Raw genomic sequence first — 22,852 nt, 5'->3', positions numbered from 1 at the left:
CCCATCGACACCAAGAAGAGAGGATGCGCTGTGGCCAAGGAAATCTTCGTAGCGTTCGGGATCGACGTCGACGCGGTCGGCGGCTGGCTCGGCTCGTACGGTGGCGAGGACTCCCCGGACGACATCTCCCGTGGCCTGTTCGCCGGCGAGGTGGGCGTGCCGCGGCTCAACGCCTTGATGAAGAAGTACGACCTGCCGTCGACCTGGTTCTGGCCGGGGCACTCCATCGAGACCTTTCCCGAGCAGTTCGAGCAGGTCGTGGCCGCCGGACACGAGATCGGCGTGCACGGCTACAGCCACGAGAACCCGATCGCGATGAGCCGCGAGCAGGAGTCGACCGTCCTCGACTACTGCATCGACCTCATCGAGACGCGCACCGGCCGGCGCCCCACCGGGTACGTCGCGCCGTGGTGGGAGTTCTCCCCGGTCACCAACGAGCTGCTGCTCGAACGCGGCATCAAGTACGACCACTCGCTCATGCACCGCGACTTCGAGCCGTACTACGTGCGCGTCGGCGACACCTGGTCGAAGATCGACTACGACAAGGACGCCCGCGAGTGGATGAAGCCGCTCGTGCGCGGGCGGGAGACCGACCTCGTCGAGATCCCGGCGAGCTGGTACCTCGACGACCTGCCGCCGATGATGTTCATCAAGACCAGCCCGAACAGCCACGGCTTCGTCAACCCTCGCGACATCGAGGAGATGTGGCGCGACCAGTTCGACTGGGTCTACCGCGAGTCGGAGTACGCCGTCTTCACCATGACGATCCACCCGGACGTCTCTGGCCGCCCGCAGGTCCTGCTCATGCTGGAGCGCCTCATCGAGCACATCAACAAGCACGAGGGCGTCCGGTGGTCCACGTTCGACGCCATCGCGGACGACTTCAAGGCCCGCAGCCCCCGGGCCTGACCGTCGCGGCGAGAGTGGAGGAGTCCGGATGTGCGGCGCATGTGGAGGTTCGCCCGCCGACTGGGCCGGGCCCCTCGTCTCCGGGCACCGGCGACGGTGGGCCATCGCCCGGTTCACCGCCGCGGTGTGCACGGGGGTGCGGGTCAGCCCCGTCCCGCAGGGGTGGCTGGCGTCCGGCAGCGCCGGAGGGGCCGGCGTCGCACCGACCCTCGACCGGCTGCTGGACCTCGTGGCCCGCTTTCTGGTCCCGGCGGGATGGGACGAGCTCGAAGCGGCGCTGCGCGACCACGAGCACGGGGCCGGCCACGAGGACGACGCCTATTCCGGCTACCGCCCGCCGCCGGCGCCCTGCCCGCCTGCGGCCGTCACGGTGATGAGCGTGCCGCCCGGCGGCGCCCTGCACCTGCGGCTCGCCGCGTTCGGGCTGGGCGTCCGCGCGTTCGACCGCCGTGCGGTCGCCCTCGACGCGCCCGGCCGGGCGGCGCCGTTCCGGCTGCTCGCGGCCGACGGGAGGATCGTCGGCACCGGCCCAATGAGCAGAGAGCGCGCGGAGGAACCGGCGGCGGCCCCGGCACACGACGTGGTGCCGGGGCCCCTGCATGCCTGAGGGCACGAGTGGCCGAGGGCGACGAGGACGGGTGACTTCTGACCGAAGCGGCTGACACAAATCACCGATGTCCATACGTGATCTTCACAGGGACAACCGCCGCTGCCTTTCGGGCGTGTAGCACACGCGCCTCAGGCGTTTCAGTCCCCTCGTATGCCTCAGAAAGGGAAGTCCCGTGGCTATCAAGTTGCCAGGCGGGCGGAGCATCGGCCTTGTGGCGGCCGGTGCCCTGGCCGGGTCGCTCCTTGTCCTGGGTGGCGCGGCCACCGCTTCGTCGGCGAGTGACGCCGCGTTGTACGCGTGTGTGAACAAGAGCACGCGGTACATGCGCCTGGTCAACGCCACGACGACGTGCAAGGCGACCGAGACCAAGGTGTCGTGGAACAAGACCGGTCCGCAGGGTCCGGTGGGCATCGGCGGCACCGGCGCGAAGGGCGACACCGGCGAGCAGGGCCCGCGTGGTCCCCAGGGCCTGCGTGGCCCGCAGGGGCTGAAGGGCGACACCGGCCCGCAGGGTCCCAAGGGCGACCCGGGCAGGGACGGCGAGCGCGGTCCGGCCGGCCCCCAGGGCGAGCCGGGCAAGAACGGTACCCCGGGCAAGGACGGAGAGCGTGGTGCCGCCGGTCCGCAGGGCGCGCGTGGCCCCGCGGGCCCGCAGGGCCCGAAGGGCGAGAAAGGCGAGACCGGCGCGCGTGGGCCCGCGGGCCCTGCGGGTCCCGCGGGCCCGGCAGGTCCGGGCGGTTCGACGGGGGGAGCCGCCAACGTCGTCACCAAGGCGGACTCCCTCTACCTGCCGGCCAGCGGTGGCAGCGACGAGATCATGTGCCCGGACGCCATGGTCGCCACGGGCGGCGGCTTCATCGCGGGCAGCGGCGCGAACGCGCCCTACATCACCGCGAACGCTCCGTACGTCGTCAACGGCAAGGCGGTCGGCTGGAGGCTCTACGGCAAGGCGGTCAGCGGCACGATCTACGTGATCTGCATGGGCGGCTAGCCAGGGGTTCCTATCGCTGTCCGGCGGGGTGGGCGCCGTTGGCGGCGGCGATGACGCGGGTCAGCGCCTGGTGCAGGCTCTGCAGCTCGGCCGGCTCCATTCCCAGTCGTTCGACGATCGTCGGGGGGACCTGCTCGGCCTGCCGGCGCAGCGCGCGTCCCTCCTCGGTCAGCACCACCGCGAGGGAGCGCTCGTCGTCGCTGGCGCGGCGGCGCTCCACGAGGCCCGCGGCCTCCAGTCGCTTGAGCAGCGGTGACAGCGTGGCCGGCTCCAGCTGCAGCAGCCCGCTGAGCTTCTTGACCGACAACGGCGCGTGCTGCCACAGCGCCAGCATCACCAGATACTGCGGATGGGTCAGGCCCATGGGTTCGAGCAGGGGCCGGTAGAGACCGATCACCGACCGTGAGGCGACGGCCAGGGCGAAGCAGACCTGGTTCTCCAGGGCCAGCGGGTCGACGGTGTCGCCAACGTCACTCACTACACACCTCCACGGCCATGCTACCGGGTTAGTACACTAATCGTTAGTGCACTAAGCATCAGAGCCGAGAACACAGGAAGTGTCATGGCCCGTAGGAAGAGCCTCGAAGAGCGCATCGCCGACCGCGTCGCCAAGCGCCCGCCGATGAAGGACAGCAAGCACTTCGAGCACGGCCCCGCCAAGTGGATCTTCGCCAGCGTGCTGGTGTTCGCGGTGCTCATCCACTTCGTCATCGTCGGCATCGTCATGCTCGTCGGGCACTGACCGGGACCATGAGCCCGATGTGCGGGGCCCGGACCTGTGCGGGGCCCGCGGCGGTGGCCGCCGCGGGCGCGGTCTTCACGGTTCGGTCACCGTTCACGGACTGCTGCAGGTGGCCGCGGGTGCGGCCGAGGATCCTCCGGCGATGAAGCCGAAGGTCGTGTTCGCGCCGGCGCCGAGCGAACCGTTCCACGACTCGTTGCGCACCGTCACGTTCGAGCCGGAGCCCGACCGTACGCCTCCCCACACCTGGGTGATGGACTGCGAACCGGGCCAGGTCCAGTTCACGGTCCAGCCGTTGATCGCGGAGGCGCCCGCACGCACCGTGACCTCACCCTGCCAGCCGCCGGACCAGGAGTTGACCACCCGGAACGTCGCCGAGCACGCGCCGCTCACCCCGCCGGACGGCGAAACACTCGGAGACGGGCTCGGGCCGGTGTTCGGGCTCCCGCTTGGCGAGGGGCTGGGGGAAGGACTCGGGCTCGCGGACGGGCTGGAGGCGGTCAGCACCGGAGTCGTCCAGTCTCTCCACTGCGACAAGTTGCCGGACTTTCTGGACGAGATCCGGAAGACGCCGGGGGCGTTGCCCGACTTCAGCAGGAACTTCTGGATGTTCTGCTGCAGCGGGGTCCGCCATTCGGGCCGGGTCGCGCAGTGCGTGCCGTCCTGGACGTCGGACCAGTAGCTGATGTTGTCTCCCGCGCCGAGCGCCTTGTAGACCTCGGCTCCGGCCAGCGCCGCCACGCTGCCCGACTGGGCGCCCAGCCAGTCGACATGGGGGTTCTCCATGATGAACAGCCCGCGCGGGGCGACCATGCCCACCATCTCGTGCGTGTCGACCGGCAGCTGGCCGGGATTGCCGGTGAAGGAGCCGAACGCGTCGCCCAGCCACGGCTGTTCGGAGTAGGCGCTGCTCAGTGGCTGGGCACCGCTCTCCTGGGCGACGCCGCGCAGGATGGGGACACCCGCGCTGCCCGACTCGATCGGCATGGTCAGCGCGATGCGCTGGTCGAACACTCCGGCCGTGAAGGCGCCCTTGCCGAACCGGGAGCATCCCGTCACGCCGGTCGCGTCCGCCCTGAGAATGCTCCCGCCGGACTGCTCGACGACGTCGATGATGCGGCTCACGCCCCAGGCCCAGGCGGCGAGCAGCCCGGTGCTGCTCGAAGAGCCGTAGATGCTGTAGAAGGCACCCTGCTTGTTGGTGCGCGCCGTGCCCTCCTTGCCGACCGTGTACGGGTCGTAGCTGATGACCGCGGCGCCGCTCGCCTTGATGGTGGCCGTGTCGGCGCCGAATCCTCCGTACACGATGACGGCCGGAAACGGCCCGGTGCCGCTCGGCAGGTCGACGCCCGCGGAGAAGCTCGAGCTCCTGCCGTTGGCCGACACGTTCACGGTGATACCGGTGCGTGAGACCGTCCCCGTGACGCCGGCGGGCTTGGCGGGCTTCTCGCCGTAGACGTACCTTTCGGCGAGCTTTTTGATCTCCTCGCGGCGGCACCGCCAGTCGGACGTGGAGGCGACGCGCTGCCCGTTGATCTTCTTGAAGGGATCGGGAAGCCGGGAGCTGGACGTCGACGGCCCGAGGTCGGGCACCGGACAGTCGGCGCCCTCGTCCTCGACGCCGACCGCGGCGGGTGCGGCGGCCGCGAGCGTGGCGGCGGTGGCGTTCGATTCGGGGATCCCGGTCACCGCGAGACCCAGCGAGAGCACCGCGACGGCGCCGATGACCAGCACGCGGCCGTCGCCCGGGGCCCGGCTCCCGCCGTCCGGACCGACATTGCCGATCACCGGGCACCCCCGGGTGCTGCCGAGACCGTGAGACGTTTCAAGGTAGCTCGTCCTTCCTCCTGAGGATCCCGGACCTGTCACAGGTCCAAGAAGAACCCCAGGCGAGTAGGGAGGTGGGTATTTTCGAAGAGTTGCCGAAAAGTTGCGACGTCGACAAGACCCAACTTTGACGAGGTACACATTGCTGTCACCATGCCACTGCGGAGCTGCCGCGATTCGCGGGATCGGTAGTTTCCGGCACAATTTTCGTAGTCGTACCCGAAACTTTCAGAGTCGCTGCGCGGAGCAGGAGGGCGGCCGGCTTCTCCGACCCGCGCGTCCTCGGAAGGGTCTCAGCGCTGTCCGCAGGGACGGTCCATCGCCGAGCTCAGGCCACCCCGGCGGACGGCCTGACGACGTCGGCGCCCCGCTCTTCGAGCAGCTCGGCCAGGCGCGCGGCGTTGCGCTGGGAGTTGTCGGCGCAGCAGTTGTTCGTCAGCACGTGCGTGGTCGCCGTACGGGCGGCCAGGTCGCCGATCCGCCCGGCCCAGTCGCGGAGCTCTTCCTCGGAGTAGAGATAGCCGAACCGCTCCTCGATGACGCGGCTCGTCCACTTCTCCGAATGACCGTGCAGGCGGACGACGGCGAGGTCGGAGGTGGCCGCCAGCACCGGCGGGACCGACGAGGGATGCCCCTGCGGCATGTCCACCCCGACGTACGGCATGTCGTTGGCGGCGAGGAAACCGAGGGTGTCCTGCCGCGTGGCCTCGTCCATCCAGGCCGCGTTGCGGAACTCGACGCATACGCGCATCGGCAGGCAGCGGTCGCGGCATTCGACGATGTAGCGGCGGTTCGCGTCGCCCGGGGGAAACCACTGCGGGAACTGGAACAGCACCGCGCCGAGCTTGCCCGACTCGTGCAGCGGTTCCAGCGCGCCGAGAAACCGGCGCCACACCTCCTCGACGACCTCCGGGGGAAGATCGCGTCGATACAGCGTTCGCTTGGGCTCCCCCAGCACGGCCCGCAGGTCCTTGTAGAGCGCGCCCGGCCGAGTCGGGTGCCCGGTGAGCAGGGAGAACGCCTTCACGTTGAAGGTGAAGTCCTTCGGCGTACGGTCGCGCCACAACTCGGCCGTACGCCGGGCCGGGGGGTTGTAGTAGGTGGCGTCCACCTCCACGAGGGGAAACCTGCCCGCGTAGTAGCCGAGCCTGGTCTCGGGTGTCGACGCCTCGGACGGGTACCAGCCCGAGGCGAGCAGGGACTTGTCCGTCCAGGAGGCCGTACCGACCAAGATCTTGCCCATCACAGTCGCGGGGGAACCGACTGCGTCAGCAGGCGGGGGATTCCGCGTCCCTCCCTTCGAATTCCTTGATCCCCAGTACCCCTTGTGACGGACGTGACGCGGGTACGGCGGCCGAAGCCGGCCCACGGCCTCGCGGCCCGCCGCCTGACCGGACGCCGCGCCGCCTGCCCTCACGCCCGATGACATAGCCTGTGAGCAGGCAAAACGACGACCGGAGGAGAACCCCCATGGGTTCGCTCAGTCCTGTTCACTGGATGATCGTTTTCGTGGTGCTCGTGCTGCTTTTCGGCGCCAAGAAGTTGCCGGACACGGCGAAGGCCGTCGGGCAGTCGCTGCGGATCCTCAAGAGGGAGACCGGCAAGCTCGGCGACGAGGACGACGCCCCGGCCGCCCGGGCCCGTACGGCACCCGTCTCTCCGGGCGCCGAGGAGCGGCTGCGCGCGCTCGAAGAGGAGAACGCCCTGCTCAGAGCCGCGGCGGAGGCCGCGCGGCGGAACGAGCCCGAGGCCCGCTGAGGCGTTCCCTGTGCCCCGCCGGGACGGCTCGTGCCGCGTTCATCTTCCGGGGCGATCGACGCGGCCGCCGTGGAGGTGCGTGCACGGTCGTGTGCGAAAAGTCGTCCGGATCGTGAACCTTGCCGCGAGGCCCGGACTCCAACAGGACATGAAGCTCTCGACCTCGTTCCGCGTTGTCCTTCCCGCCGCCGCGACCGCCGCGTTGCTCTCCGCGGCGGCGCTGCCCGCCGACGCCGCCGTGCCCCGATTCGCCGAGCCCCGGTTCGCGGCGCCCAAGGTCTTCGGCACGTCGTTCCAGAGCGACCCGCACCATGACTTCACCAAGCACATCTCGCCGCGACACGACGGCATCCTGCGGGGCTGGGTCACGTATTACCGGTCCGGCGTGGCGGAATACGAGCCGATCAGGTGGGTGAGGGACAAGCACACGGAGGGGTACTTCGAGGGCGCACCCGAGGGTGACGTCAGGGCCTACGCCTCTCCCGTCGCGAAGAACGTCGTGTTCTACAGCGCCACCGGGTGCAAGGGCACCACGGTGACGGTGAAGACCGACGGCCTCGGGTCGAAGCGCTGCTCCCGCAATGTGCTGATCTCCCGCATGAAGGCCGGTCATCGGCCGGCGCTCATCACCGTGTATCGCGGCACGATCGTGAAGGTCCAGGAGATCTACACCCCCTGACCTGCCCGCCGGTCACCGGGCGCCTCCGCGCCGGGCCCGGGGAGTACGGGCGAGAGGCACGCGATGCGCCGGACGACGCCGATGAGAGGCACTCACCATAATGAGAGGATGTCAACGCCGCGGCAGCGCTATCGGGACCAGGTCCGCTCGGAGATCAAGCAGATCGCCCTCGTGCAGATCGGCGCGGGCGGGGCGGCGGCACTGAGCCTGAACGCCGTGGCGAAACAGCTCGGCGTCACCGGCCCGGCGATCTACAAGTACTTCCGCAGCCGCGACGATCTGCTGACCGAGCTGATCCTTGAGGGCTTCGACGAGGTCGCCGCGGTCGTACGAGCCGCCGTACGGGAGGGAGCGCCGCGGGAGCGGCTGCACGCGCTGGCCCGCGCCTTCCACGAATGGGCGGGGGCCAACCCGCACCTGTTCCAGTTGCTGGCGGACACCCCCTCAGCCGGCTACCAGGCTCCTCCGGAAAGCGTGCTGCGTGCCAGGAACGTGCTCGGGCCCTTCCTTCCCGTGTTCGCCGGGGGGCGCTGCCGGCCGGGAGCCGAACCGCTCCGGGAGCAGATGCGGCGGTGGGTGGAGCAGACCCCGGCGGTGGCCGAATGGGTGCGGGCGTTCGCCCCGGAGGGGGACCCCGCGACCGCTCTCACCGGAACCGTGATGGCCTGGGCCCAGCTCCAGGGCGTGGTAAGCCTGGAGGTCCAGGGGCAGTTCGCCGGCATGGGCCACAGCGGGATCGCCCTGCTCGCCGCCGGCATGGACGGCCTCGCCGACATGATGGGGCTCTAAGCAGTTTCCGCGCTTCTGCGGCTGGTTGATCGGATTTGTGGCACCCTGCCGGGATGAGTGGAGACGTCATCGGCGCGGCCGCCGCGGGGACCTGGAAGCTCGGCGACCTCACAGTCAACCGGTTAGGGTTCGGCGCGATGCGCCTGACAGGCAGCGCCGCCTTCGACCTCGGCACACCGAGCGACCGCGAGCGGTCCATCGCGGTGCTGCGGCACGCCGTCGACCTCGGCGTGAACCACATCGACACGGCGGCGTTCTATTTCTCGCGGCTGCGCTCGGCCAACGAGCTGATCAACCGGGCGCTCGCGCCGTATCCGGACGACCTGGTCATCGCCGCCAAGGTGGGCCCGGGACGGGACCCGTCCGGCGAGTGGCTGCCGCTCGCCCGGCCCGAGCAGCTGCGCGGCCAGGTCGAGGAGAACCTGCGCCAGCTCGGTCGTGACCACCTCGACCTGGTCTACCTGCGCCAGGCGGGGCTCGACTCGATCGCCGACCACTTCGGCGCGCTCGCCGAGCTGCGCGAGGCCGGTCTCATCCGGCATCTCGGGATCTCCAACGTCCGGCCCGGGCATCTCACGCAGGCCCAGGCGATCGCACCGGTGGTGAGCGTGCAGAACCGGTACGGCATCGGCGCCACCCGCAGCCGAGGGCAACTGCGCACCTGCGGCGAACAGGGAATCGCCTTCGTGCCGTTCTACGCGATCGCCGGCGAAGGCCGCGATCAGGGGGCGAGCGGCACGGACCAGGAGGAGGTGCGCGCCGTGGCCCGGGCGCACGGGGCGACCCCCGCGCAGGTGCGGCTGGCCTGGACGCTCCAGCAGGGGCCGCACGTGCTGGCCATCCCGGGCACCGGCAACCCCGATCACCTGGCCGAGAACGTCGCCGCCGCCGCGCTGCGTCTCACGGACGAGGAGATGGCCCGCCTGGACGCGCTCTCCGACGCCGGCTGACCGGGACTCGCAGGAAGGTCGCCGGCTTTCCCGCAGGAGCCGAAGGCCCTGGTCGTGCGGCGGTCACCGGCCGAAGTTGGCGCGATTTTTCCGCTTTTCCGCGCGGTGGCGAGAAGAATCAGCCGGCCTCAGGACGCCGTGAACGGCCTGCGGGGAGTCGGCTGAACAGAGGATCGCCGCAGGTACGCGTTCAGACGACGGCCGAGACGCTGGCCGGGGGCCTCCACGAGCCGGTACGCCACGTGGCCGAGCAGCAGCAGGACGAGGAAGAACACCGGCAGGTCCGGCACGACCCGCAGCAGGAGCGGGTGCAGCAGATACAGGGAGAAACTGATCACGCCGAGGTGGGCGAGCCACCGGGGGAACCACCGGCGCCGCAGCGTGAACGCGAGCGCGAAGAAGCCCGCCGCCAGCAGGAGCGCCGCCGCCCAGGCCGGTTCGCGGGCCACCAGGACGCCGCAGGCGAGGACCGTCAGCAGGGCGGCGGCCGCCCAGACGCGCCGGAGCGTGCCCTGCTCGGCGCGATACACGGCCGTCCCGGCGAACATCGTAGCCGCGATGACCAGGCCCTGCCCCGCCCCGATCCTGCTGCCGAGGATCACCAGCGTCAGGCCGAGAACGCCGCCGATCACCGCGGCCGCCGTCCTGAGCCGGCCGCCCGCGGTCACGGTCACGACGATGACCAGGATCACCGCGACGCCCATGAGCGTGGCGACGAGGTCCGCGCCACCGTTGATCGTCGCGTACGGCATGAGCAGCCCGAGCGGCACGGCCGCCACCGCGAGGACCACGGCGATCGGCGCCGACCTGTGCGCCTGCCCTACGGCGAACAGCCCCGCCGTCATCAGGTAGAACGCCATCTCGTACGACAGCGTCCACATCACGTTGATCACCGAGGGCACGCCGAGGAGTTCCTGCAGCATCGTGAGGTTCGCCAGCGCGACGAGCGACGGCGGCCTGCTGCCGAGTTCCGGCGACGTCGCGAACACCCCGGCGTACGCGAGGAGCAGCGCGAGGGCGAGCGCGGCGAGCAACAGCGGGAGGAGCCGGAAGGCCCGGCCGGTCCAGAAAGCCCGCAGGTCGCCCCGCCGTTCCAGCGAGGCCGGGATGATGTACCCGCTGACCAGGAAGAACACGAAGACGCCCCAGGTGCCGACGTCGACCCTGCGGTCGACCTCCCCCCAGACGGCCGGGACGAACGTCCAGGCCGAGTGGTGCAGCGCCACGGCCGGAGCGGCGATGCCACGTAAGGCGTCCAGCCATGCCAGCCGAGAGCGATTTGATGCCATTCAGGTGACTTTAGGCGAAAATCGCCGCGCTCCCGGGTCAACCCGCCTTGTGCACGCTGAAGTCGTCGAACGACACCGTGACCGTGCCGTCTCCGGTCTCGGGTACGCGGGCGAGGACCCCCGCCTGGCTGTGCGGGCCCGGCGGCAGAGGGCGGGCGTCCTCCGCGTCGAGAGCGCGCGTGCCGTCGACCCAGAACGTCAGGCGGGAGCCCCGGCAGGCGGCCCGCAGGCGCACTTCGCGTCCGGCGCGCGGTGGGGCCGCCTTCACCGGCGGCACGACGTCGAGACGCGTGCCCCCGGAGTGCCGCACGACGCGTGCGGTGCCGTCGAGGCCGAGCAGGAACGCGTACCCGCTGGCAACGTCCTCGTCCCACCGGCACACGAGCCCGAAGCCGCCGCCTCCCCGGCCCTCCCGCAGCTCGGCCGTCACGCCGACCAGCACGTCGCGTCCGGCCGCCGCGTCGGTCTTGGCGGGCACGGGCGACAGCGCGGCGTTGACCGGGCCGCCGTGGTCGGCGCGGAGCGTGTAGACGCCGCGCCCGATCTCGTAGCCGCGCGTCGTGCGCCGGTCGCCGGCCGCGCCGGGGGCGAAGGCGTAACCGTCCCAGTTGCCCCGCTCACCGAAGTCGTCGCCGTACAGCAGGCCGCCGGCCGGGGAAGCCGCCTCGCCGCCGCGAGACGCGGACGGCGGACTCCCGCCCCGGGGATCCGGTTCGCCTCCGCCGGGCGCGCGCGGCAGGAGGAGCCCGCCCGCGACGAGCACGGCGGTCGCGCCCGCCGCGACGCCGGCGACCCACCGCCGCCGCGGTGGCACCCGGGTGATCGTGTCGGCGCCGCCGGATCCGGCCGTGGGTGCCGGATCGGCCGGCCACGTGACGGACGCGGCGCCGGTGAGGGCGCGCAGCGCGTCGGAGGCGGCGGGCCGGACGGCGGGATCCTTCGCCAGGCACGCCTCGAGCAGCGGGCGAAGGTCGGCGGGCACGCCGGACAGGTCGGGCTCGCGAGCCGAGATGGCCATCAGGATGGCCGCAACGGTCGGCCCGGCGAAGGGCAGGCGCCCGGTCGCGGCGTACGCGATCGTCACGGCCCAGCTGAACACGTCGGACGCCGGGCCGGGCCGCTGCCCGGCGAGCTGCTCGGGGGCGATGAAGGCGGGCGTGCCCGCCATGCCGCCTCCGCTGACGGTGTGATCGGCGGCGCGTGCGATGCCGAAGTCGATGACCACGGGCCCCTCGGGGCCGAGGATCACGTTTCCGGGTTTGAAGTCGCGGTGCACGATCCCGGCCTGATGGATCGCGGCGAGGGACGTCAACGTGGCGACGGCGAGGCGGTGGAGCCCGCTGCCCGTGCGCGGGCCGTCCTCGGCGACCGCCGCCGCCAGCGAGGGCCCGGGGATGTACTCGGTGACGATGTACGGCCGCCCGTGGTGGGACCCGGCGTCGAGCACCCGGGCCGTGCAGAAGGGGGCGAGCCTGCGCGCCGTCTCCGCCTCCCTGACGAAGCGCCGGCGGCTCGTGGCGTCCATCGCGGCCCTGGCGTGCAGCATCTTGATCGCGACCTGGGCGCCCGAGCTGTCCCACGCCAGATAAACGGTGCCCTGGCCGCCCTCGCCGAGCACGCCGAGGAGCCGGCGGTCGCCGATCCACTCGGGATCATCGGGGTCGAGGGGGCGCGGCGGCACGGCGGGGCCCGTCACGGGCGGCGGACGCGCGTGATCGGCTCCGGCCATTCCCGCATGCGTCCCGCTCCCCCGCAATGCCGTCGGTATGTGGATGGATCAGGCGGGATCCTTCCATATCCTGAGGTCACCCGGCAGCGAATTCAGCTCTCCTCGTATGTCCGGTCCCCGTCCGGCCGGGGCCGTACGTCGCAGTCCGGCAGGCCCGCCAGTACGGCGGCGAGCTGGCGGGCGTTGGTCTGGGCGTAGTCGCGGTAGCAGTTGTTCATCAGCACATGGGTCGTGGACGCCTGGCCGCCGAGCTCGCGCAGCCTCGGCGCCCACCGCTTCAGCTCCTCCAGGGAGTAGCGGTAGCCGAAGCGCTCGTGGATGTCATGGCTCGTCCACTTGTCGCTGTGCCCGTGGAACCGCACGACCTCCAGGTCGGACGTGGCCGCGACCACCGGCGGAATCGAGTCCGGATAGCCCTGCGGCATGTCCACGCAGACGTACGGAATGGCGTACGAACGGAGGAAGTCGAGGGTCTCGGCCTGGTTCTCCTCGCTCATCCACGTGTGGTTGCGGAACTCGACGGAGATCCGCAACGGCTCACAGCGCCGCTTGCACTCCAGGATGTAGTGCTTGTTGGCCCTGCCGATCGGGAACCACCGGGGGAACTGGAACAGCACCGCTCCGAGCTTGCCCGCCTCCCGCAGCGGCGTCAGGGCGCCGAGAAACCGTTCCCAGACCTGGTCCACGACCTTCGGGCCGAGGTCGCGGGCGTACAGGTTCTTGCCCGCACCGCCCGGCCGCAGGTCCTTCGGCAGCGCGGCCGGCCGGGTCGGATGCCGGGTGAGCAGCGAGAACGCCTTGACGTCGAAGGTGAATTCCGGCGGCGTGCGCCCGGCCCACAGCCGTACGGTGGCCTCGGCGGGCGGCGCGTAGTAGGTCGAGTCGACCTCCACCACCGGGAAGAGGCTCGCGTAGTGGCGCAGGCGTTCCTCCGGCGTCGTGGCGCCGGGCGGATACCACCCGGACTCCAGCAGCGTCTTGTCCGTCCACGACGCGGTGCCGACCAGGATCGTCCCCATATCTCACCATAAGGAGCCCGGCCGGTCCCGATAAGGGCCGGGAGGTGATGAGGTGTGACGTACGTGACCTGTGAAGCGTCCGCGTGACTATGATGTTAGAAAGTAAAGTGCCCGTGGTGTCCTGTGGCCACCGGACAAAGCAGCACTACGCGAAGCGACCGGAGGTGGCGATGCTGTCGACCTGGGCTCTGGAGACGTTCGGCCCACGTGCCGAGCAGATCCGCCAGGGAGTGGCGGAGGCGCTGGCGCTCGCGCTGGAGAACGCCCAGGACGCCCAGAAGACGGCGCGGACCGAGCTCCTCCACCCGTTCGGCTTCACGCTCATGTCCCGCAAGTTCGAGGCCCTGGCCGGCGCGTTCGCGGACATGCCCGACGTCGAGACCGTCAAGCCGCCGGGCTCGCAGCACGAGCTCGTCGTGCTCGGCGGCAACCTGCTGTTCCCCTTCCGCTACGCCAAGGACCGCTCGGTCAGCGTGGTCAACGCCAGGATCGGCGACGGCAGGCCGTCCGGGCTGGTGCAGGCGCTGTTCACCAGGTTCGGCCCGCGGCCCTGGGCCGAGCAGCTCACGCTCGGCGGCGTCGAGGCCGCCCTGCCGGAGCCCGCGACTCCGGCCGCCCGCGCGCTCACCCGGCTGCCCGAGGGCACCCGCCTCGTGCTCATCGCGTACGCGTGCAACGCCAGGGCCGGCCTGCTCGACGTGTGGTGGGGCGAGGCCGAGCTGCTCGACCGCACCGGCAGCCTGCGGTGGCACCACTGCGAGCCGATCCCGCTCGCCGGGCAGGCGCCCGCCGCCGAGCTGCCCGGGATGGTGGCCCCCGCCGGCGATGCGCCCGCGTTCGCCCGGGGCGCGCTGCCGGCGCCGGCGCTGAACCCCCGCCCGCCCTACGAGCGCGCGGCCGGCCTGCCTCCGCTGAGCGAGGCGCCGCACGCTACGGACGCCGCCGCCGATGAAGGACGATGACCGGCTCCGCCTGGTCGAGGAGACCGTGCTCCCCGGATCCGGCACCACGGCACCGAGCCCGCAGGCCGTGGCGGACGCCTTCGACGGGACCCGGCTCACCCAGGCGCGACGCCTGGCGGCGCTGACGAAGAAGGAGGTCGCCGAGCGCATCGGCGTGTCGCCCGCCGCGGTCGGTCAGTACGAGGCCGGGGTCACCCGGCCGCGTCCCGATCTGGTCCCGGTCCTCGCGGAGGTGCTCGCGGTGCCCGCGGCCTTCTTCCTGCCGGGCCGTCCGCACGGCAAGCTGGACGGCTCCATGGCGCACTTCCGCAGCCTGCGCTCCACCCGGGCCTATCAGCGTGCCAAGGCCGTGGCCTTCGTCGAGCAGGTCTGGGAGCTGACGTACGCCTTGGAGAAGCGGGTGCGGCTCCCCTACGTCGACCTGCCGGGCTTCGCCGGGGGCGAGGTGCACTCGGGTGTCGCCCTGCCCCGCGATCCCATGGGGGCGGCCCGCGCGCTGCGGGCCCACTGGGGCCTCGGCACCGGGCCGATCAGCCACCTGGTGCGGCACATGGAGTCGCGGGGGATCGTCGTCGTCTTCCCCCAGGCCGACGAGGACGCGGTCACGGTGGACGCCTTCTCCACCTCCAGCCTGCCCCGGCCCATCGTCGTCCTGACGCCCAACCGCTTCGACGACGTCTACCGGCACCGCTTCACCGCCGCCCACGAGCTGGGGCATCTGGTGCTGCACGGGGACGCCGCGGCCGGGGACAGCCAGCAGGAGCGCGAGGCCGACTCCTTCGCCGCGGAGTTCCTCACACCGCGCGACAGCATCCTGCCCGGTCTGCCGGCCCGCGCGGACCTGCGGCGGCTCGCGGAGCTGCGCCGCGTCTGGGGCGTGTCGGTCGATTCCCTGCTGTATCGATGCCGGGAGGTCGGCCTGCTGTCCGACTCCGCGGCCGGACGCGCCTACCAGCGGCTCGCCGCGCTGCGCGGGCAGCCGGGTTTCGCGACCGAGCCGGTGTCGGGTTACCCCGGCGAGCAGCCGGTGCTGCTCGCGCAGGCGTTCGAGATGGCGGCGGCCGAGACCGGGCTGACCGGGCCCGCGCTGGCCCGGGAACTCGCCTGGCCCCTGACGCGCGTACGCGAACTGATCGGCCTGCCCGCCCATCGCCCCCAGCTGAGACTCGTCCCCTGAGGCCGCGTCCCGGGTGATGCCTCCTCACCCTGCGGACAGACGCTCGTTGAGGATCAGATCGAGCATGCCGGGAAACTCGGCGTCGAACTCGGGACGCCGCAGGCGGTTGAACCGGCGTGCCCCCTCGTCCCGCTGTTCGATGAGGCCCGCCTCGCGCAGAACCGCGAAGTGGTGACTGCGGGTGGCCTTGGAAACCGGCAGGTCGAAGGTGCCGCAGGCGCGCGTCCAGTCGGGCTGGCCGGCGAGTTCGCGGATGATCGCCCGCCGTACCGGGTCCGCGACCGCGTCGAGGGCGGTCTGCAGGCTCACCTCGCGCGGATGCCTGTGCACCAGACTGCGGGCACGGGCCGTGGACGCGGTGTTCGATCCCTGTCGTACACTCATGGTGTTAGACCTCCATCGAACATTTTAGATGGGAGCTCAGCGTGATCCAGCAGAACGACGCCCGATACGGCACCGCCGCGCGCAACCGGCTCGACGCCACCGGCGACCCCTCGGCCGAAGGTGCGTACGCCGCGCTCGAGACCTTCTACTACGCGCTGAACCACCGTGATGCGGCCGTGCTCCGCGAGGACTGGAGCGATCACCCGCTGGCGCAGCTCAACAACCCGCTGGGCGGCATCCTGCGCGGCGGCGACGCGATAGCGGAGCTGTACGGAAGGATCTTCGACGGCCCCGTGCGGGTCGAGGTCACGTTCGGCGACATCGTCGAGTATCTGGGCGAGGGTCACGCCGTCTTCGCCGGCCGCGAGATCGGCACGTACACCGGCCCGGACGGCCTCGCCGTGCCGCTCGCCATCCGCACCAGCCGTTACTTCCGGTACGAGAACGGCCGCTGGCGGCAGTTCCACCATCACGGCAGCATCGACGACCCCGACGCGCTTGCCGCCTATCAGCAGGCGGTGTCCGGCCGCCACGCCACTGGTTGACCACGCCGCTGGTGTCGCTCGCGACTTTCATGACCTATCTGGACAACAACGCGGTCAACGTGGCCCTGCCGACGATCCAGCGAGGTTTGGACCACGCCTGCCCCGGCGGAAGCGCGGGTCAGACGAGCGGGGTGGGGTCGGCGGGGGTGAGCAGGCGGCGGGTGGTCTCCAGCCCCCACGCGTCCAGGCCGCGCAACCGGTCGCTGGAGGCCCGCAGGCCGCCGTATCGCTCGACGGTGCGCGCCCAGTCCTCCCGCCGTTCGACCTCCGGACGGAGCATGAGGCAGTCGGGGTCGTTGATCCAGAACCTGCCGTGCTGCCACGCTCTGGCGACGGTGTTCCTGGTGGCGTTGGCCTGGCTGGGCTCGGACGGGTGCGCGCTCGGGTTCTGCCAGTACGCGGCGATGTCCGGGCCCACCCGCATCGCGTCGACCATGCCGACCGAGGGCAGGATCGGCGCACCGCACCCCAGCAGGTACGCCTCGGGACCGATCGCCTCGCGGATGAGCCGCAGGCCGTGGCGGTAGGCCTGCACGCCGGTCACGTCCTCGTGGCGACGGCCCTCCAGCGCCCCCGCGTACACGAAGTCGATTTTGAAGTAGTCGACGCCCCAGCCCCGCATGGTGCGCAGCACGTCCGCCAGGTATTCGGCCGCGCCGGGGTGGGTGAGGTCGAGCGCGGCGCAGGAGCCGCCGAGGACGTCGCCCGCGGAGACCGGGTCGCCGCTCCCGGGATCGGTGACCAGCCACTCCGGGTGTGCGGCGCAAAGGGCGCTCTCGCGGGCCACGACCATGGGGGCGATCCAGATCCCGGCGCGCCGCCCGTGCTCGCGGACGCTCCGGACCAATCCCGGCAGGTCGTCGAAGCGGCCCGAGGACGTCAGCCAGTCGCCCGGCGCGGCCTGGTAGCCGTCGTCGATCTGCACGACGTCCACCGGGACCGCCAGGTCGTCCATGGCCGCGAGGTTCTCGGCGACGTCCTCCTGGGTGACGTCGGAGAAGTACTGGTACCAGGAGCACCAGACCGTGGGCGCCGGGCGCAGGAGCACACCGGCCCGCGCGGCGAACGCGTCGCCCCAGCGGGCCGGCGCCGACTCCAGCCCGCCCTGATGCTTTAGGTGATGCACGGGGGCGTCCGACGCGATCACGACCTGACCGCCGCGCGGCCGCGCCTCGATGACGGGCACCCGGGACTCGGCGCTCGCGGCGCCGAAGACGTGGACCGGCCCGCCGTTCCCGGGATCGACGGCCAGCAGCCCCTCACCCCGGAACACGCCCTCGTCCGGTGCCGAGCCGTAGTGGCAGTCGATGACCAGCGAGTTGGGCAGGGTCACCCGATAGGGCGTCTCGGTCAGGTGAAGGGCGGCGGTGACGCTCCAGGACTGCCAGCCCTCCGCGTAGACCCGGGCCCTCGCCGGGTCCACGCCCAGGGCGGCGACGTCCTCACAGTGTGATTCCATCACCGGCCAGTTCAGCCGTGAACCGGTTAAGGGTCAAGGGCCGTTCCAGCGCGTGGACGCGTCGGGCATTGCGGCAGGCTGACCGTTCAGGCCGCGACGGCGCTCTGCACGACCTGCTCCTTGAGCGGCGCCAGGGCTCCGGCTATGGAGCCGATCGTCTCATCGTCGACGCCGCACGACTCCAACGCACCGGCGAGGTGGAAGACCACCTGGTCGAACTCCTCCGCCGTGATGCCGAGCCCGGCGTGCGCCTCGTCCATCGACCTGCCCCGATATTCCTGTGGGCCGCCGAGCGCGGCGGCGACGAAGCTGCGCTGGTGCGCCTTGAGCTTGGCCATGTCCACGCCGGTGAAATGGCTTCGCAGCATCGGGTCGTCGACGACCCGGGTGTAGAACTCGTCGACCACGGCCGCGACCGCGCCAGAACCGCCGATCCGATCAAAGATGGACGCCATACCGCTTTCCTCCCGCGCGTGCGTGACCTCGTTGTCCATGACGATGGCCACGGATCGTTACGGCCCGATGACGGGGCGGAAATACGTACGTAGCCGGGCGCTCACCCGGTCGACACGACCGAAAAGCGGCCCACGGCGGCTTCCCGCCGCTACGCGCACGCCCGTACGGCGAGGCGACCGGGTGTCGGTTGTTGCTCCAGGTAGTTGTTTAGAGGTGCCGGCCGGGGATGGCAAGGCCGCCCGCGCCGCCTTCGCCCAGATGGGCGGGGGTCAAGCTCACCCAGTTCGAGAAGATGAAGCGGTTCCTGGACTACGGCAGATCCATCGCCTCGGGTGACGACGTCGCCGACTCCTTGGGCCGAGTTATGGAGGCGGGCAGCGAGGCCACGGCGGAGAAACCGGGCAAGCACTCGGCGGAGGCCGCCACATTCGCCCTGGACGCGATCCTGGCGGCCGGCTCGTTCGGCAGCTGCCGCACACCGCCCGGGACTCCATTGGCCTCGATCGCCAAGTCCTACATCCACGAACTCGCCTCCGGCGCCCGCTTCGACAAGGCCGTGTACCGGACCTCCGGCATGACCCGGCCCGGCGAGTGGCTGCCGATCCCCGGCGTCACTCCCGCGTTCTACTTTGAGCCCGGGAGACACCTACCGTTTCCTCCAGACGTTCGCCGGCGAGGAGCGGCTCACCGACGACTTCGACAAGACCGCAGCGCCACAGGCGCCCCGCATCGCCGCGCAGGATCCTCCACCCTTCGCATGCAGGAGCGGGAGCAACCGCTCTATGGTGTGCCAATAGCCAGGACCTCCTTTCCGGCCAAAGGGTCCGTGCGGCGATCCCGCGCCTGCGGACCTCGCGTGTTCACCTCGTCTATCTCAAAAGACAACAGCTGGTAGCCGCCGCATCACAGATGTGATCGGGGGACACTGGGGGTGGCAGGACGCCCCCACGTCTGACGAAGAGGTGCACACACGATGTCCGCCGAACTCCCCCCGTGGGCCGTACGGCTCCGCGCCGAACGACGCGACCGCCTGTGGAGCCAGAAGGAGATGGCCCGCAGGCTCGCCGAGGCCGCCGACGAGGAGACCCGCAACCGCCTGCCTGCCCGCGAGACCGTCATCCGCCGGATCAAGGCGTACGAGGCCGGGCACAACGAGCCTCACGACCCCTACCGCATGCTGTATGCCCGAGCCTTCGGCACCACCGAAACCGACTTGTTCGGCTCGGGGCGGCACCCTGTTCCCTCCCTGACCAGTGCGCCCGACCCGGATCTGTATGAGCGCATCACGAAGGCGATCGAGCGCCCACAGCGCGTGGATGCCACCTCGATCGAGTGGCTTGAACGCTGCCTGGCCGAACACCGCCGTGTCGAGGACACCTTGGGAAGCGGTCCCCTGCTGCCGGTCGTACGCGCCCAGCTCGACGCGATCACGACGCTCGCGCAAGGGGCTCCGGGCCCGCTCGCCGACCGCGTGATCGCCATGCTCGGGCAGTACGCCCAGCTCATCGCCTGGATGTGCCAGGACTCCGGCGACCACGCCGCCGCGCTCGCCTGGTACGACCGCTCGCACGGCTGGGCGCTGGAGGCGGGCGACGCGGCCCTGGCCGCCACCACGCTCAACATGCGCGCTCACCTTGCCTGGGGCATCGGCGACCCGCTGCGGTGCGTACGGCTGGCGGAGGCCGCGCGCTGGCACGACGGACGGACGACTCTCGGCGTGCAGGGCATGGCGGCTCAGATGGCGGCCCGCGGCCATGCCGAGATGGGAGAGGCCGGGGCCGCGCGACGACTCCTCGGAGAGGCCGAGGAACTGATCCGGGCAGCGTGCGAGCGTCCGGAGAACGAACCGCCCTGGATGTACTTCTACGACGACGGCTGGTTCGACATGCAACGAGGAATGGCGGAACTGGTCCTCGGCGACGGTCCGCGCGCGGTGCGATTCCTCGACCGCGGACTGGCGACTCTGCCCGAGGCGTACCGGCGTGACCGTGCCTGGTTCGGGACATGCCTGGCACGCGCCCATGCCCTCGCGGGTGACGTGGAAGCCGCCGAGGATCTCGCGGTCGCCGCGGTTCCCGATGCCGTGGCCGTCAACCGTTACGCCGTTCAGGACCTACGCAAGTTGTCCGGCGCACTGCGCCCCATCCACCGGCAGAGCGGGCAGAGCATCGAGGATGCCTTGAGAGCGGCAGAGCGACAGCATCGCCTGGCGTGAAGGAGACGGAGCCCGGACTCGGGCCGGGCGCGAGGTGCCCCTGGAAGCCGACGCCGTCGATCGGCACGCCCTGAGCCTTGAGCTGCTTCACGAGGGTGTAGCACGCATCGCTCTTCGGCCCGATGGCCTCGAGGTTGTAGTCGTTCAGGTAGAGCTTGGCGTGCGGGTCGGCCTGGCGCGCCCAGCGCAGCGCGTCGGCGATGTAGCCGGGACCGAGCGTCCGGTAGAAGATCGTGTCGCGATAGGTGCCGTCCTCGTTGAACGCCTCGTTGACGACGTCCCAGGAGCAGACCTTGCCGCGATAGTGGCGGGCCTCGTTCAGGATGTGGTTCTTGAGGCGTAAAGAGACACCCGTCCGTCGAACTCCGCGTCGTACCGCTTTCGCCCGAGGAACAGGCCGAGGAACAGGCCGAGGAACAGGTCGCGGCGCGCGGGCAGGATGGCGACGTACGTCGTCCAGTCCTCGTAGTGCCAGCGGGGCGCGCAGGCGCACCCGGTGAAGCGGAAGTTGGCGAGGTATCTGCCCACCTGTCCCGGTCGGAGCGTGAACAAGTGGGAGCGGTGCCGCTGCAGGGGGTAGGCGGCGTGCGAGGGCAGGCGCTCGACCTTCAGGCCGCCGTCCGTCCGGGTCAGCAGGAGGCGCACGTCCTCCGCCTTGGCCGTCGCCCGCTCCTCGACCCGAACGCCCCCCTCGGTGTCGATCAGCACATCGTGGACGAGCGGCGTTCCCGGCGGCGACGCGGGGTGGGGGAACGCACGGCCGAGTTCGGCCCGGCGCGTGGCCTCGCGGGCGCCGCGCCCCTCCTTCGACCAACGGACGCGCACCCGCTGCACCACCACCGTCATCGCCGCCACGTCCGTCGTGTCCGCCATGCCCGTCATGGTCTCAACCGGCGACGGTGAGACACCAGCTCGGGCGCGAGGGCCGGGGCGCCCCCGGCCCTCGCGTGGTCACGGTTCCAGGCTCTCCGGGATGGAGTCGGAGCGGCCCTTCGGGCGTTCGGTGCGGCCGTGGGCGTCGTAGATCTTCACCCAGCGGATGCCCGGAAGGCGCTTGAGCGTGGGCGTGATCTCGTCGGCGACCGTGAACGCCGACCCGCCGCTACCGAGAGAACCGGTGAGCCCCACATGGGCGACCCCGTCACGGACGACGACCGAACGGACGCCGGTGGCACCCGAGGCGACGAAGCGCAGCCCCTTGGCGTACTCCGCCTGCGTCGGCCCGGCGAACAGGCGCTGGAGGGCGGCGCGGGCGGTGGACGGCGGCACGACCGGCCGTGACACCTCCGCCGTGTACGGCCTCCGCCCCGCCGCGTACGCCCGGGAGTCGAGGAAGTACGTTCTCACCGGCACGGTCCGCTGGGGCGTCTTGATGTCCACGACCACCCGGCTCGGGCGCGTGAGGGTGTAGACGCGGTAGGACGCCTTCCTGGTCAGGCCGACGCCGAACGTGAGCTCCGCCTCGAAGTCGCCCGCATTGACGACCTGGATCACGCCGGGCAGCGCGAAGGTCTCGCGAGCGGGCCCATAGGTGGGGCGCCCGCTGTTGTCGTGGCCGGTCGCGCCACCGAAGCGGAGTCCGAGGATCGCGTCGCCGGCCACCGGGACCGTGCGGCCCGAGCCGTCGGCGTTCAACCGGGACACGTAGCCGGCGTTCCGCCGCGCCGGGAGCGGCCCGCGGAACTCGAAGACGACCCGGTCCAGTCCGGGATGGTGTGAGGCGCGCACGCCGACCAGGGTCGCCACGCGCGGGGCCGCATGCGCGGCGGCGGTCGAAGGGACGGGTGTGGCAGCGGCCGGGGAGGCCGGGATCGCCAGCAGTGCGGTCGCGCTCACCAGCGGCACGGCCAACGCCGCGAGCGAGCGCCTGGGGGGCAGAAACATGAGGGCTCCTCTGCCGGGTTCCTTTTTCGCGAGTCGGGGGACCCGCGGGCGGGCGCAGGACCGGTTCCCGGGCCGGCACCCACCTGAAGTATCCCCAGGTGAACAGAGCTCGGGGACGGGACAGACCTGTCACCTTCCATCCGGCTTTTCTGACCCATTGACGGCGCAGTGGGCCCTATGTAACATCTGGGCAACCTAATGTAAAAAATTTGCAGCTCTCAATCGAGACTTTGCGGCTCCCCGCAAGTTCCGGCAGGAAGCACTGCGTCCGTGCGCCCCGCCACCGTCACCTTTCGCATGAAAGGACCTGAGGTGATGTCGGCCACGGCAGTGGGCAACCGGTCGCCGCCGCGACCCCGTCCAGCCCCGATCTTCGAAATCCCCCCACGACCGCGGATCGGACGACCCGCCGGTCGGTTCCTGCCGGACGAAGGAACGCCAATGTCGAAAACGCACGTCCCGTTATTGCGCTTGATCG

24 protein-coding genes and 1 pseudogene are annotated in these 22,852 nt (G+C 71.1%); 12 read left to right on the top strand and 13 right to left on the bottom strand.

Features of this window, described 5'->3' with window-relative positions; genetic code table 11:
* Positions 1–30 precede the first annotated feature (30 nt).
* The 3 genes from AB0O28_RS20450 to AB0O28_RS20440 all read left to right on the top strand — a co-directional run bounded on the left by AB0O28_RS20450 (position 31) and on the right by AB0O28_RS20440 (position 2,510).
* Complete coding sequence (locus AB0O28_RS20450; protein WP_363642343.1) at positions 31–909, top strand: polysaccharide deacetylase; 879 nt, start codon at positions 31–33, stop codon at positions 907–909.
* Between the two features lie 28 nt (positions 910–937).
* Positions 938–1,516, top strand: a complete 579-nt coding sequence (locus AB0O28_RS20445; RefSeq protein WP_363642341.1) for a hypothetical protein — start codon at positions 938–940, stop codon at positions 1,514–1,516.
* Between the two features lie 175 nt (positions 1,517–1,691).
* On the top strand, positions 1,692–2,510 hold the full coding sequence (locus AB0O28_RS20440; protein WP_363642339.1) for a hypothetical protein: 819 nt from the start codon (positions 1,692–1,694) through the stop codon (positions 2,508–2,510).
* 10 nt (positions 2,511–2,520) lie between these two features.
* Here AB0O28_RS20440 and AB0O28_RS20435 read toward each other — a convergent pair whose 3' ends face one another.
* Positions 2,521–2,988: a MarR family transcriptional regulator gene (locus tag AB0O28_RS20435; protein WP_363642337.1), complete on the bottom strand. Its 468-nt coding sequence runs from the start codon at positions 2,986–2,988 to the stop codon at positions 2,521–2,523.
* A gap of 84 nt (positions 2,989–3,072) precedes the next feature.
* On the opposite strand from AB0O28_RS20435, the gene AB0O28_RS20430 reads away from it, so the two are divergent.
* Positions 3,073–3,252, top strand: coding sequence for a hypothetical protein (locus AB0O28_RS20430; protein WP_363642335.1), 180 nt, complete (start codon positions 3,073–3,075; stop codon positions 3,250–3,252).
* Between the two features lie 93 nt (positions 3,253–3,345).
* Here AB0O28_RS20430 and AB0O28_RS20425 read toward each other — a convergent pair whose 3' ends face one another.
* Complete coding sequence (locus tag AB0O28_RS20425; protein WP_363642333.1) at positions 3,346–5,040, bottom strand: cellulose binding domain-containing protein; 1,695 nt, start codon at positions 5,038–5,040, stop codon at positions 3,346–3,348.
* Between the two features lie 367 nt (positions 5,041–5,407).
* A complete protein-coding gene (locus AB0O28_RS20420) occupies positions 5,408–6,322 on the bottom strand; it encodes a DUF72 domain-containing protein (protein ID WP_363642331.1) in 915 nt (304 codons plus the stop codon).
* 227 nt (positions 6,323–6,549) lie between these two features.
* Here AB0O28_RS20420 and tatA point away from each other — a divergent pair, with 227 nt between their 5' ends.
* From tatA to AB0O28_RS20400, 4 genes are all read left to right on the top strand, one after another.
* Positions 6,550–6,837, top strand: a complete 288-nt coding sequence (gene tatA / locus AB0O28_RS20415; protein ID WP_363642329.1) for a Sec-independent protein translocase subunit TatA — start codon at positions 6,550–6,552, stop codon at positions 6,835–6,837.
* Between the two features lie 148 nt (positions 6,838–6,985).
* The gene (locus tag AB0O28_RS20410) at positions 6,986–7,516 is read left to right on the top strand and encodes a hypothetical protein (protein ID WP_363642327.1); all 531 of its coding nucleotides are present in this window, start codon (positions 6,986–6,988) and stop codon (positions 7,514–7,516) included.
* Positions 7,517–7,624: 108 nt separating this feature from the next.
* Positions 7,625–8,305, top strand: coding sequence for a TetR/AcrR family transcriptional regulator (locus AB0O28_RS20405; RefSeq protein ID WP_363642325.1), 681 nt, complete (start codon positions 7,625–7,627; stop codon positions 8,303–8,305).
* A 53-nt stretch (positions 8,306–8,358) separates the two neighbouring features.
* Positions 8,359–9,255 (top strand): aldo/keto reductase, encoded by an 897-nt coding sequence (locus tag AB0O28_RS20400; protein WP_363642323.1) that lies wholly within the window; start codon positions 8,359–8,361, stop codon positions 9,253–9,255.
* Between the two features lie 128 nt (positions 9,256–9,383).
* Here the strand turns inward: AB0O28_RS20400 and AB0O28_RS20395 are convergent, their stop codons facing one another.
* From AB0O28_RS20395 to AB0O28_RS20385, 3 genes are all read right to left on the bottom strand, one after another.
* Complete coding sequence (locus tag AB0O28_RS20395; protein WP_363642321.1) at positions 9,384–10,544, bottom strand: acyltransferase family protein; 1,161 nt, start codon at positions 10,542–10,544, stop codon at positions 9,384–9,386.
* 37 nt (positions 10,545–10,581) lie between these two features.
* Positions 10,582–12,273, bottom strand: a complete 1,692-nt coding sequence (locus AB0O28_RS20390) for a serine/threonine-protein kinase (RefSeq protein ID WP_363642319.1) — start codon at positions 12,271–12,273, stop codon at positions 10,582–10,584.
* Positions 12,274–12,365: 92 nt separating this feature from the next.
* A complete protein-coding gene (locus tag AB0O28_RS20385; protein WP_363642317.1) occupies positions 12,366–13,292 on the bottom strand; it encodes a DUF72 domain-containing protein in 927 nt (308 codons plus the stop codon).
* Positions 13,293–13,462: 170 nt separating this feature from the next.
* Between AB0O28_RS20385 and AB0O28_RS20380 the strand changes: the two genes are divergently transcribed.
* A complete protein-coding gene (locus tag AB0O28_RS20380; protein ID WP_363642315.1) occupies positions 13,463–14,254 on the top strand; it encodes a hypothetical protein in 792 nt (263 codons plus the stop codon).
* Positions 14,241–15,431 carry an XRE family transcriptional regulator gene (locus AB0O28_RS20375; RefSeq protein WP_363642313.1) on the top strand — a complete coding sequence of 397 codons (1,191 nt, stop codon included), beginning with the start codon at positions 14,241–14,243 and terminating at the stop codon, positions 15,429–15,431. Before AB0O28_RS20380 ends, AB0O28_RS20375 begins: the two co-directional genes overlap by 14 nt.
* Positions 15,432–15,455: 24 nt before the next feature.
* Here AB0O28_RS20375 and AB0O28_RS20370 read toward each other — a convergent pair whose 3' ends face one another.
* Positions 15,456–15,815, bottom strand: coding sequence for a helix-turn-helix domain-containing protein (locus tag AB0O28_RS20370; RefSeq protein ID WP_363642311.1), 360 nt, complete (start codon positions 15,813–15,815; stop codon positions 15,456–15,458).
* A gap of 41 nt (positions 15,816–15,856) precedes the next feature.
* On the opposite strand from AB0O28_RS20370, the gene AB0O28_RS20365 reads away from it, so the two are divergent.
* Positions 15,857–16,360, top strand: coding sequence for a nuclear transport factor 2 family protein (locus tag AB0O28_RS20365; RefSeq protein ID WP_363642309.1), 504 nt, complete (start codon positions 15,857–15,859; stop codon positions 16,358–16,360).
* A gap of 118 nt (positions 16,361–16,478) precedes the next feature.
* Here AB0O28_RS20365 and AB0O28_RS20360 read toward each other — a convergent pair whose 3' ends face one another.
* The 3 genes from AB0O28_RS20360 to AB0O28_RS20350 form a co-directional block, all read right to left on the bottom strand.
* Positions 16,479–17,819 carry a glycoside hydrolase family 36 protein gene (locus AB0O28_RS20360; RefSeq protein ID WP_363642307.1) on the bottom strand — a complete coding sequence of 447 codons (1,341 nt, stop codon included), beginning with the start codon at positions 17,817–17,819 and terminating at the stop codon, positions 16,479–16,481.
* Positions 17,820–17,905: 86 nt separating this feature from the next.
* On the bottom strand, positions 17,906–18,274 hold the full coding sequence (locus tag AB0O28_RS20355) for a group 1 truncated hemoglobin (RefSeq protein ID WP_363642305.1): 369 nt from the start codon (positions 18,272–18,274) through the stop codon (positions 17,906–17,908).
* 310 nt (positions 18,275–18,584) lie between these two features.
* Positions 18,585–18,752, bottom strand: coding sequence for a hypothetical protein (locus AB0O28_RS20350; protein WP_363642303.1), 168 nt, complete (start codon positions 18,750–18,752; stop codon positions 18,585–18,587).
* A gap of 496 nt (positions 18,753–19,248) precedes the next feature.
* Between AB0O28_RS20350 and AB0O28_RS20345 the strand changes: the two genes are divergently transcribed.
* Positions 19,249–20,490, top strand: coding sequence for an XRE family transcriptional regulator (locus AB0O28_RS20345; RefSeq protein ID WP_363642301.1), 1,242 nt, complete (start codon positions 19,249–19,251; stop codon positions 20,488–20,490).
* A gap of 85 nt (positions 20,491–20,575) precedes the next feature.
* On the opposite strand, the pseudogene AB0O28_RS20340 reads toward AB0O28_RS20345, so the two are convergent.
* The 3 genes and pseudogenes from AB0O28_RS20340 to AB0O28_RS20330 form a co-directional block, all read right to left on the bottom strand.
* A pseudogene (locus tag AB0O28_RS20340) lies at positions 20,576–20,812 on the bottom strand (endo-1,4-beta-xylanase); the annotation flags it as partial.
* On the bottom strand, positions 20,809–21,363 hold the full coding sequence (locus tag AB0O28_RS20335) for a hypothetical protein (protein ID WP_363642299.1): 555 nt from the start codon (positions 21,361–21,363) through the stop codon (positions 20,809–20,811). The gene AB0O28_RS20335 and the pseudogene AB0O28_RS20340, both read right to left, overlap by 4 nt.
* 78 nt (positions 21,364–21,441) lie before the next feature.
* Complete coding sequence (locus AB0O28_RS20330; RefSeq protein WP_363642297.1) at positions 21,442–22,374, bottom strand: GerMN domain-containing protein; 933 nt, start codon at positions 22,372–22,374, stop codon at positions 21,442–21,444.
* Positions 22,375–22,852: the final 478 nt, after the last annotated feature.

The sequence above is a fragment of the Microbispora sp. NPDC088329 genome, from assembly GCF_040685655.1.
Lineage (GTDB): Bacteria > Actinomycetota > Actinomycetes > Streptosporangiales > Streptosporangiaceae > Microbispora.
Note: the sequence above shows the minus strand (reverse complement) of the source record. Positions and strands in the feature narration are given on the sequence as shown.

Coding starts and splice junctions, on each gene's coding strand:
- AB0O28_RS20345 (WP_363642301.1), top strand. CDS start 19,249: ATGTCCGCCGAACTCCCCCCGTGGGCCGTACGGCTCCGCGCCGAACGA.
- AB0O28_RS20430 (WP_363642335.1), top strand. CDS start 3,073: ATGGCCCGTAGGAAGAGCCTCGAAGAGCGCATCGCCGACCGCGTCGCC.
- AB0O28_RS20335 (WP_363642299.1), bottom strand. CDS start 21,363: ATGGCGGACACGACGGACGTGGCGGCGATGACGGTGGTGGTGCAGCGG.
- AB0O28_RS20360 (WP_363642307.1), bottom strand. CDS start 17,819: ATGGAATCACACTGTGAGGACGTCGCCGCCCTGGGCGTGGACCCGGCG.
- AB0O28_RS20390 (WP_363642319.1), bottom strand. CDS start 12,273: ATGGCCGGAGCCGATCACGCGCGTCCGCCGCCCGTGACGGGCCCCGCC.
- AB0O28_RS20405 (WP_363642325.1), top strand. CDS start 7,625: ATGTCAACGCCGCGGCAGCGCTATCGGGACCAGGTCCGCTCGGAGATC.
- AB0O28_RS20375 (WP_363642313.1), top strand. CDS start 14,241: ATGAAGGACGATGACCGGCTCCGCCTGGTCGAGGAGACCGTGCTCCCC.
- AB0O28_RS20410 (WP_363642327.1), top strand. CDS start 6,986: ATGAAGCTCTCGACCTCGTTCCGCGTTGTCCTTCCCGCCGCCGCGACC.
- AB0O28_RS20370 (WP_363642311.1), bottom strand. CDS start 15,815: ATGAGTGTACGACAGGGATCGAACACCGCGTCCACGGCCCGTGCCCGC.
- AB0O28_RS20400 (WP_363642323.1), top strand. CDS start 8,359: ATGAGTGGAGACGTCATCGGCGCGGCCGCCGCGGGGACCTGGAAGCTC.
- AB0O28_RS20420 (WP_363642331.1), bottom strand. CDS start 6,322: ATGGGCAAGATCTTGGTCGGTACGGCCTCCTGGACGGACAAGTCCCTG.
- AB0O28_RS20380 (WP_363642315.1), top strand. CDS start 13,463: ATGCTGTCGACCTGGGCTCTGGAGACGTTCGGCCCACGTGCCGAGCAG.
- AB0O28_RS20445 (WP_363642341.1), top strand. CDS start 938: ATGTGCGGCGCATGTGGAGGTTCGCCCGCCGACTGGGCCGGGCCCCTC.
- AB0O28_RS20395 (WP_363642321.1), bottom strand. CDS start 10,544: ATGGCATCAAATCGCTCTCGGCTGGCATGGCTGGACGCCTTACGTGGC.
- AB0O28_RS20355 (WP_363642305.1), bottom strand. CDS start 18,274: ATGGCGTCCATCTTTGATCGGATCGGCGGTTCTGGCGCGGTCGCGGCC.
- AB0O28_RS20385 (WP_363642317.1), bottom strand. CDS start 13,292: ATGGGGACGATCCTGGTCGGCACCGCGTCGTGGACGGACAAGACGCTG.
- AB0O28_RS20330 (WP_363642297.1), bottom strand. CDS start 22,374: ATGTTTCTGCCCCCCAGGCGCTCGCTCGCGGCGTTGGCCGTGCCGCTG.
- tatA (WP_363642329.1), top strand. CDS start 6,550: ATGGGTTCGCTCAGTCCTGTTCACTGGATGATCGTTTTCGTGGTGCTC.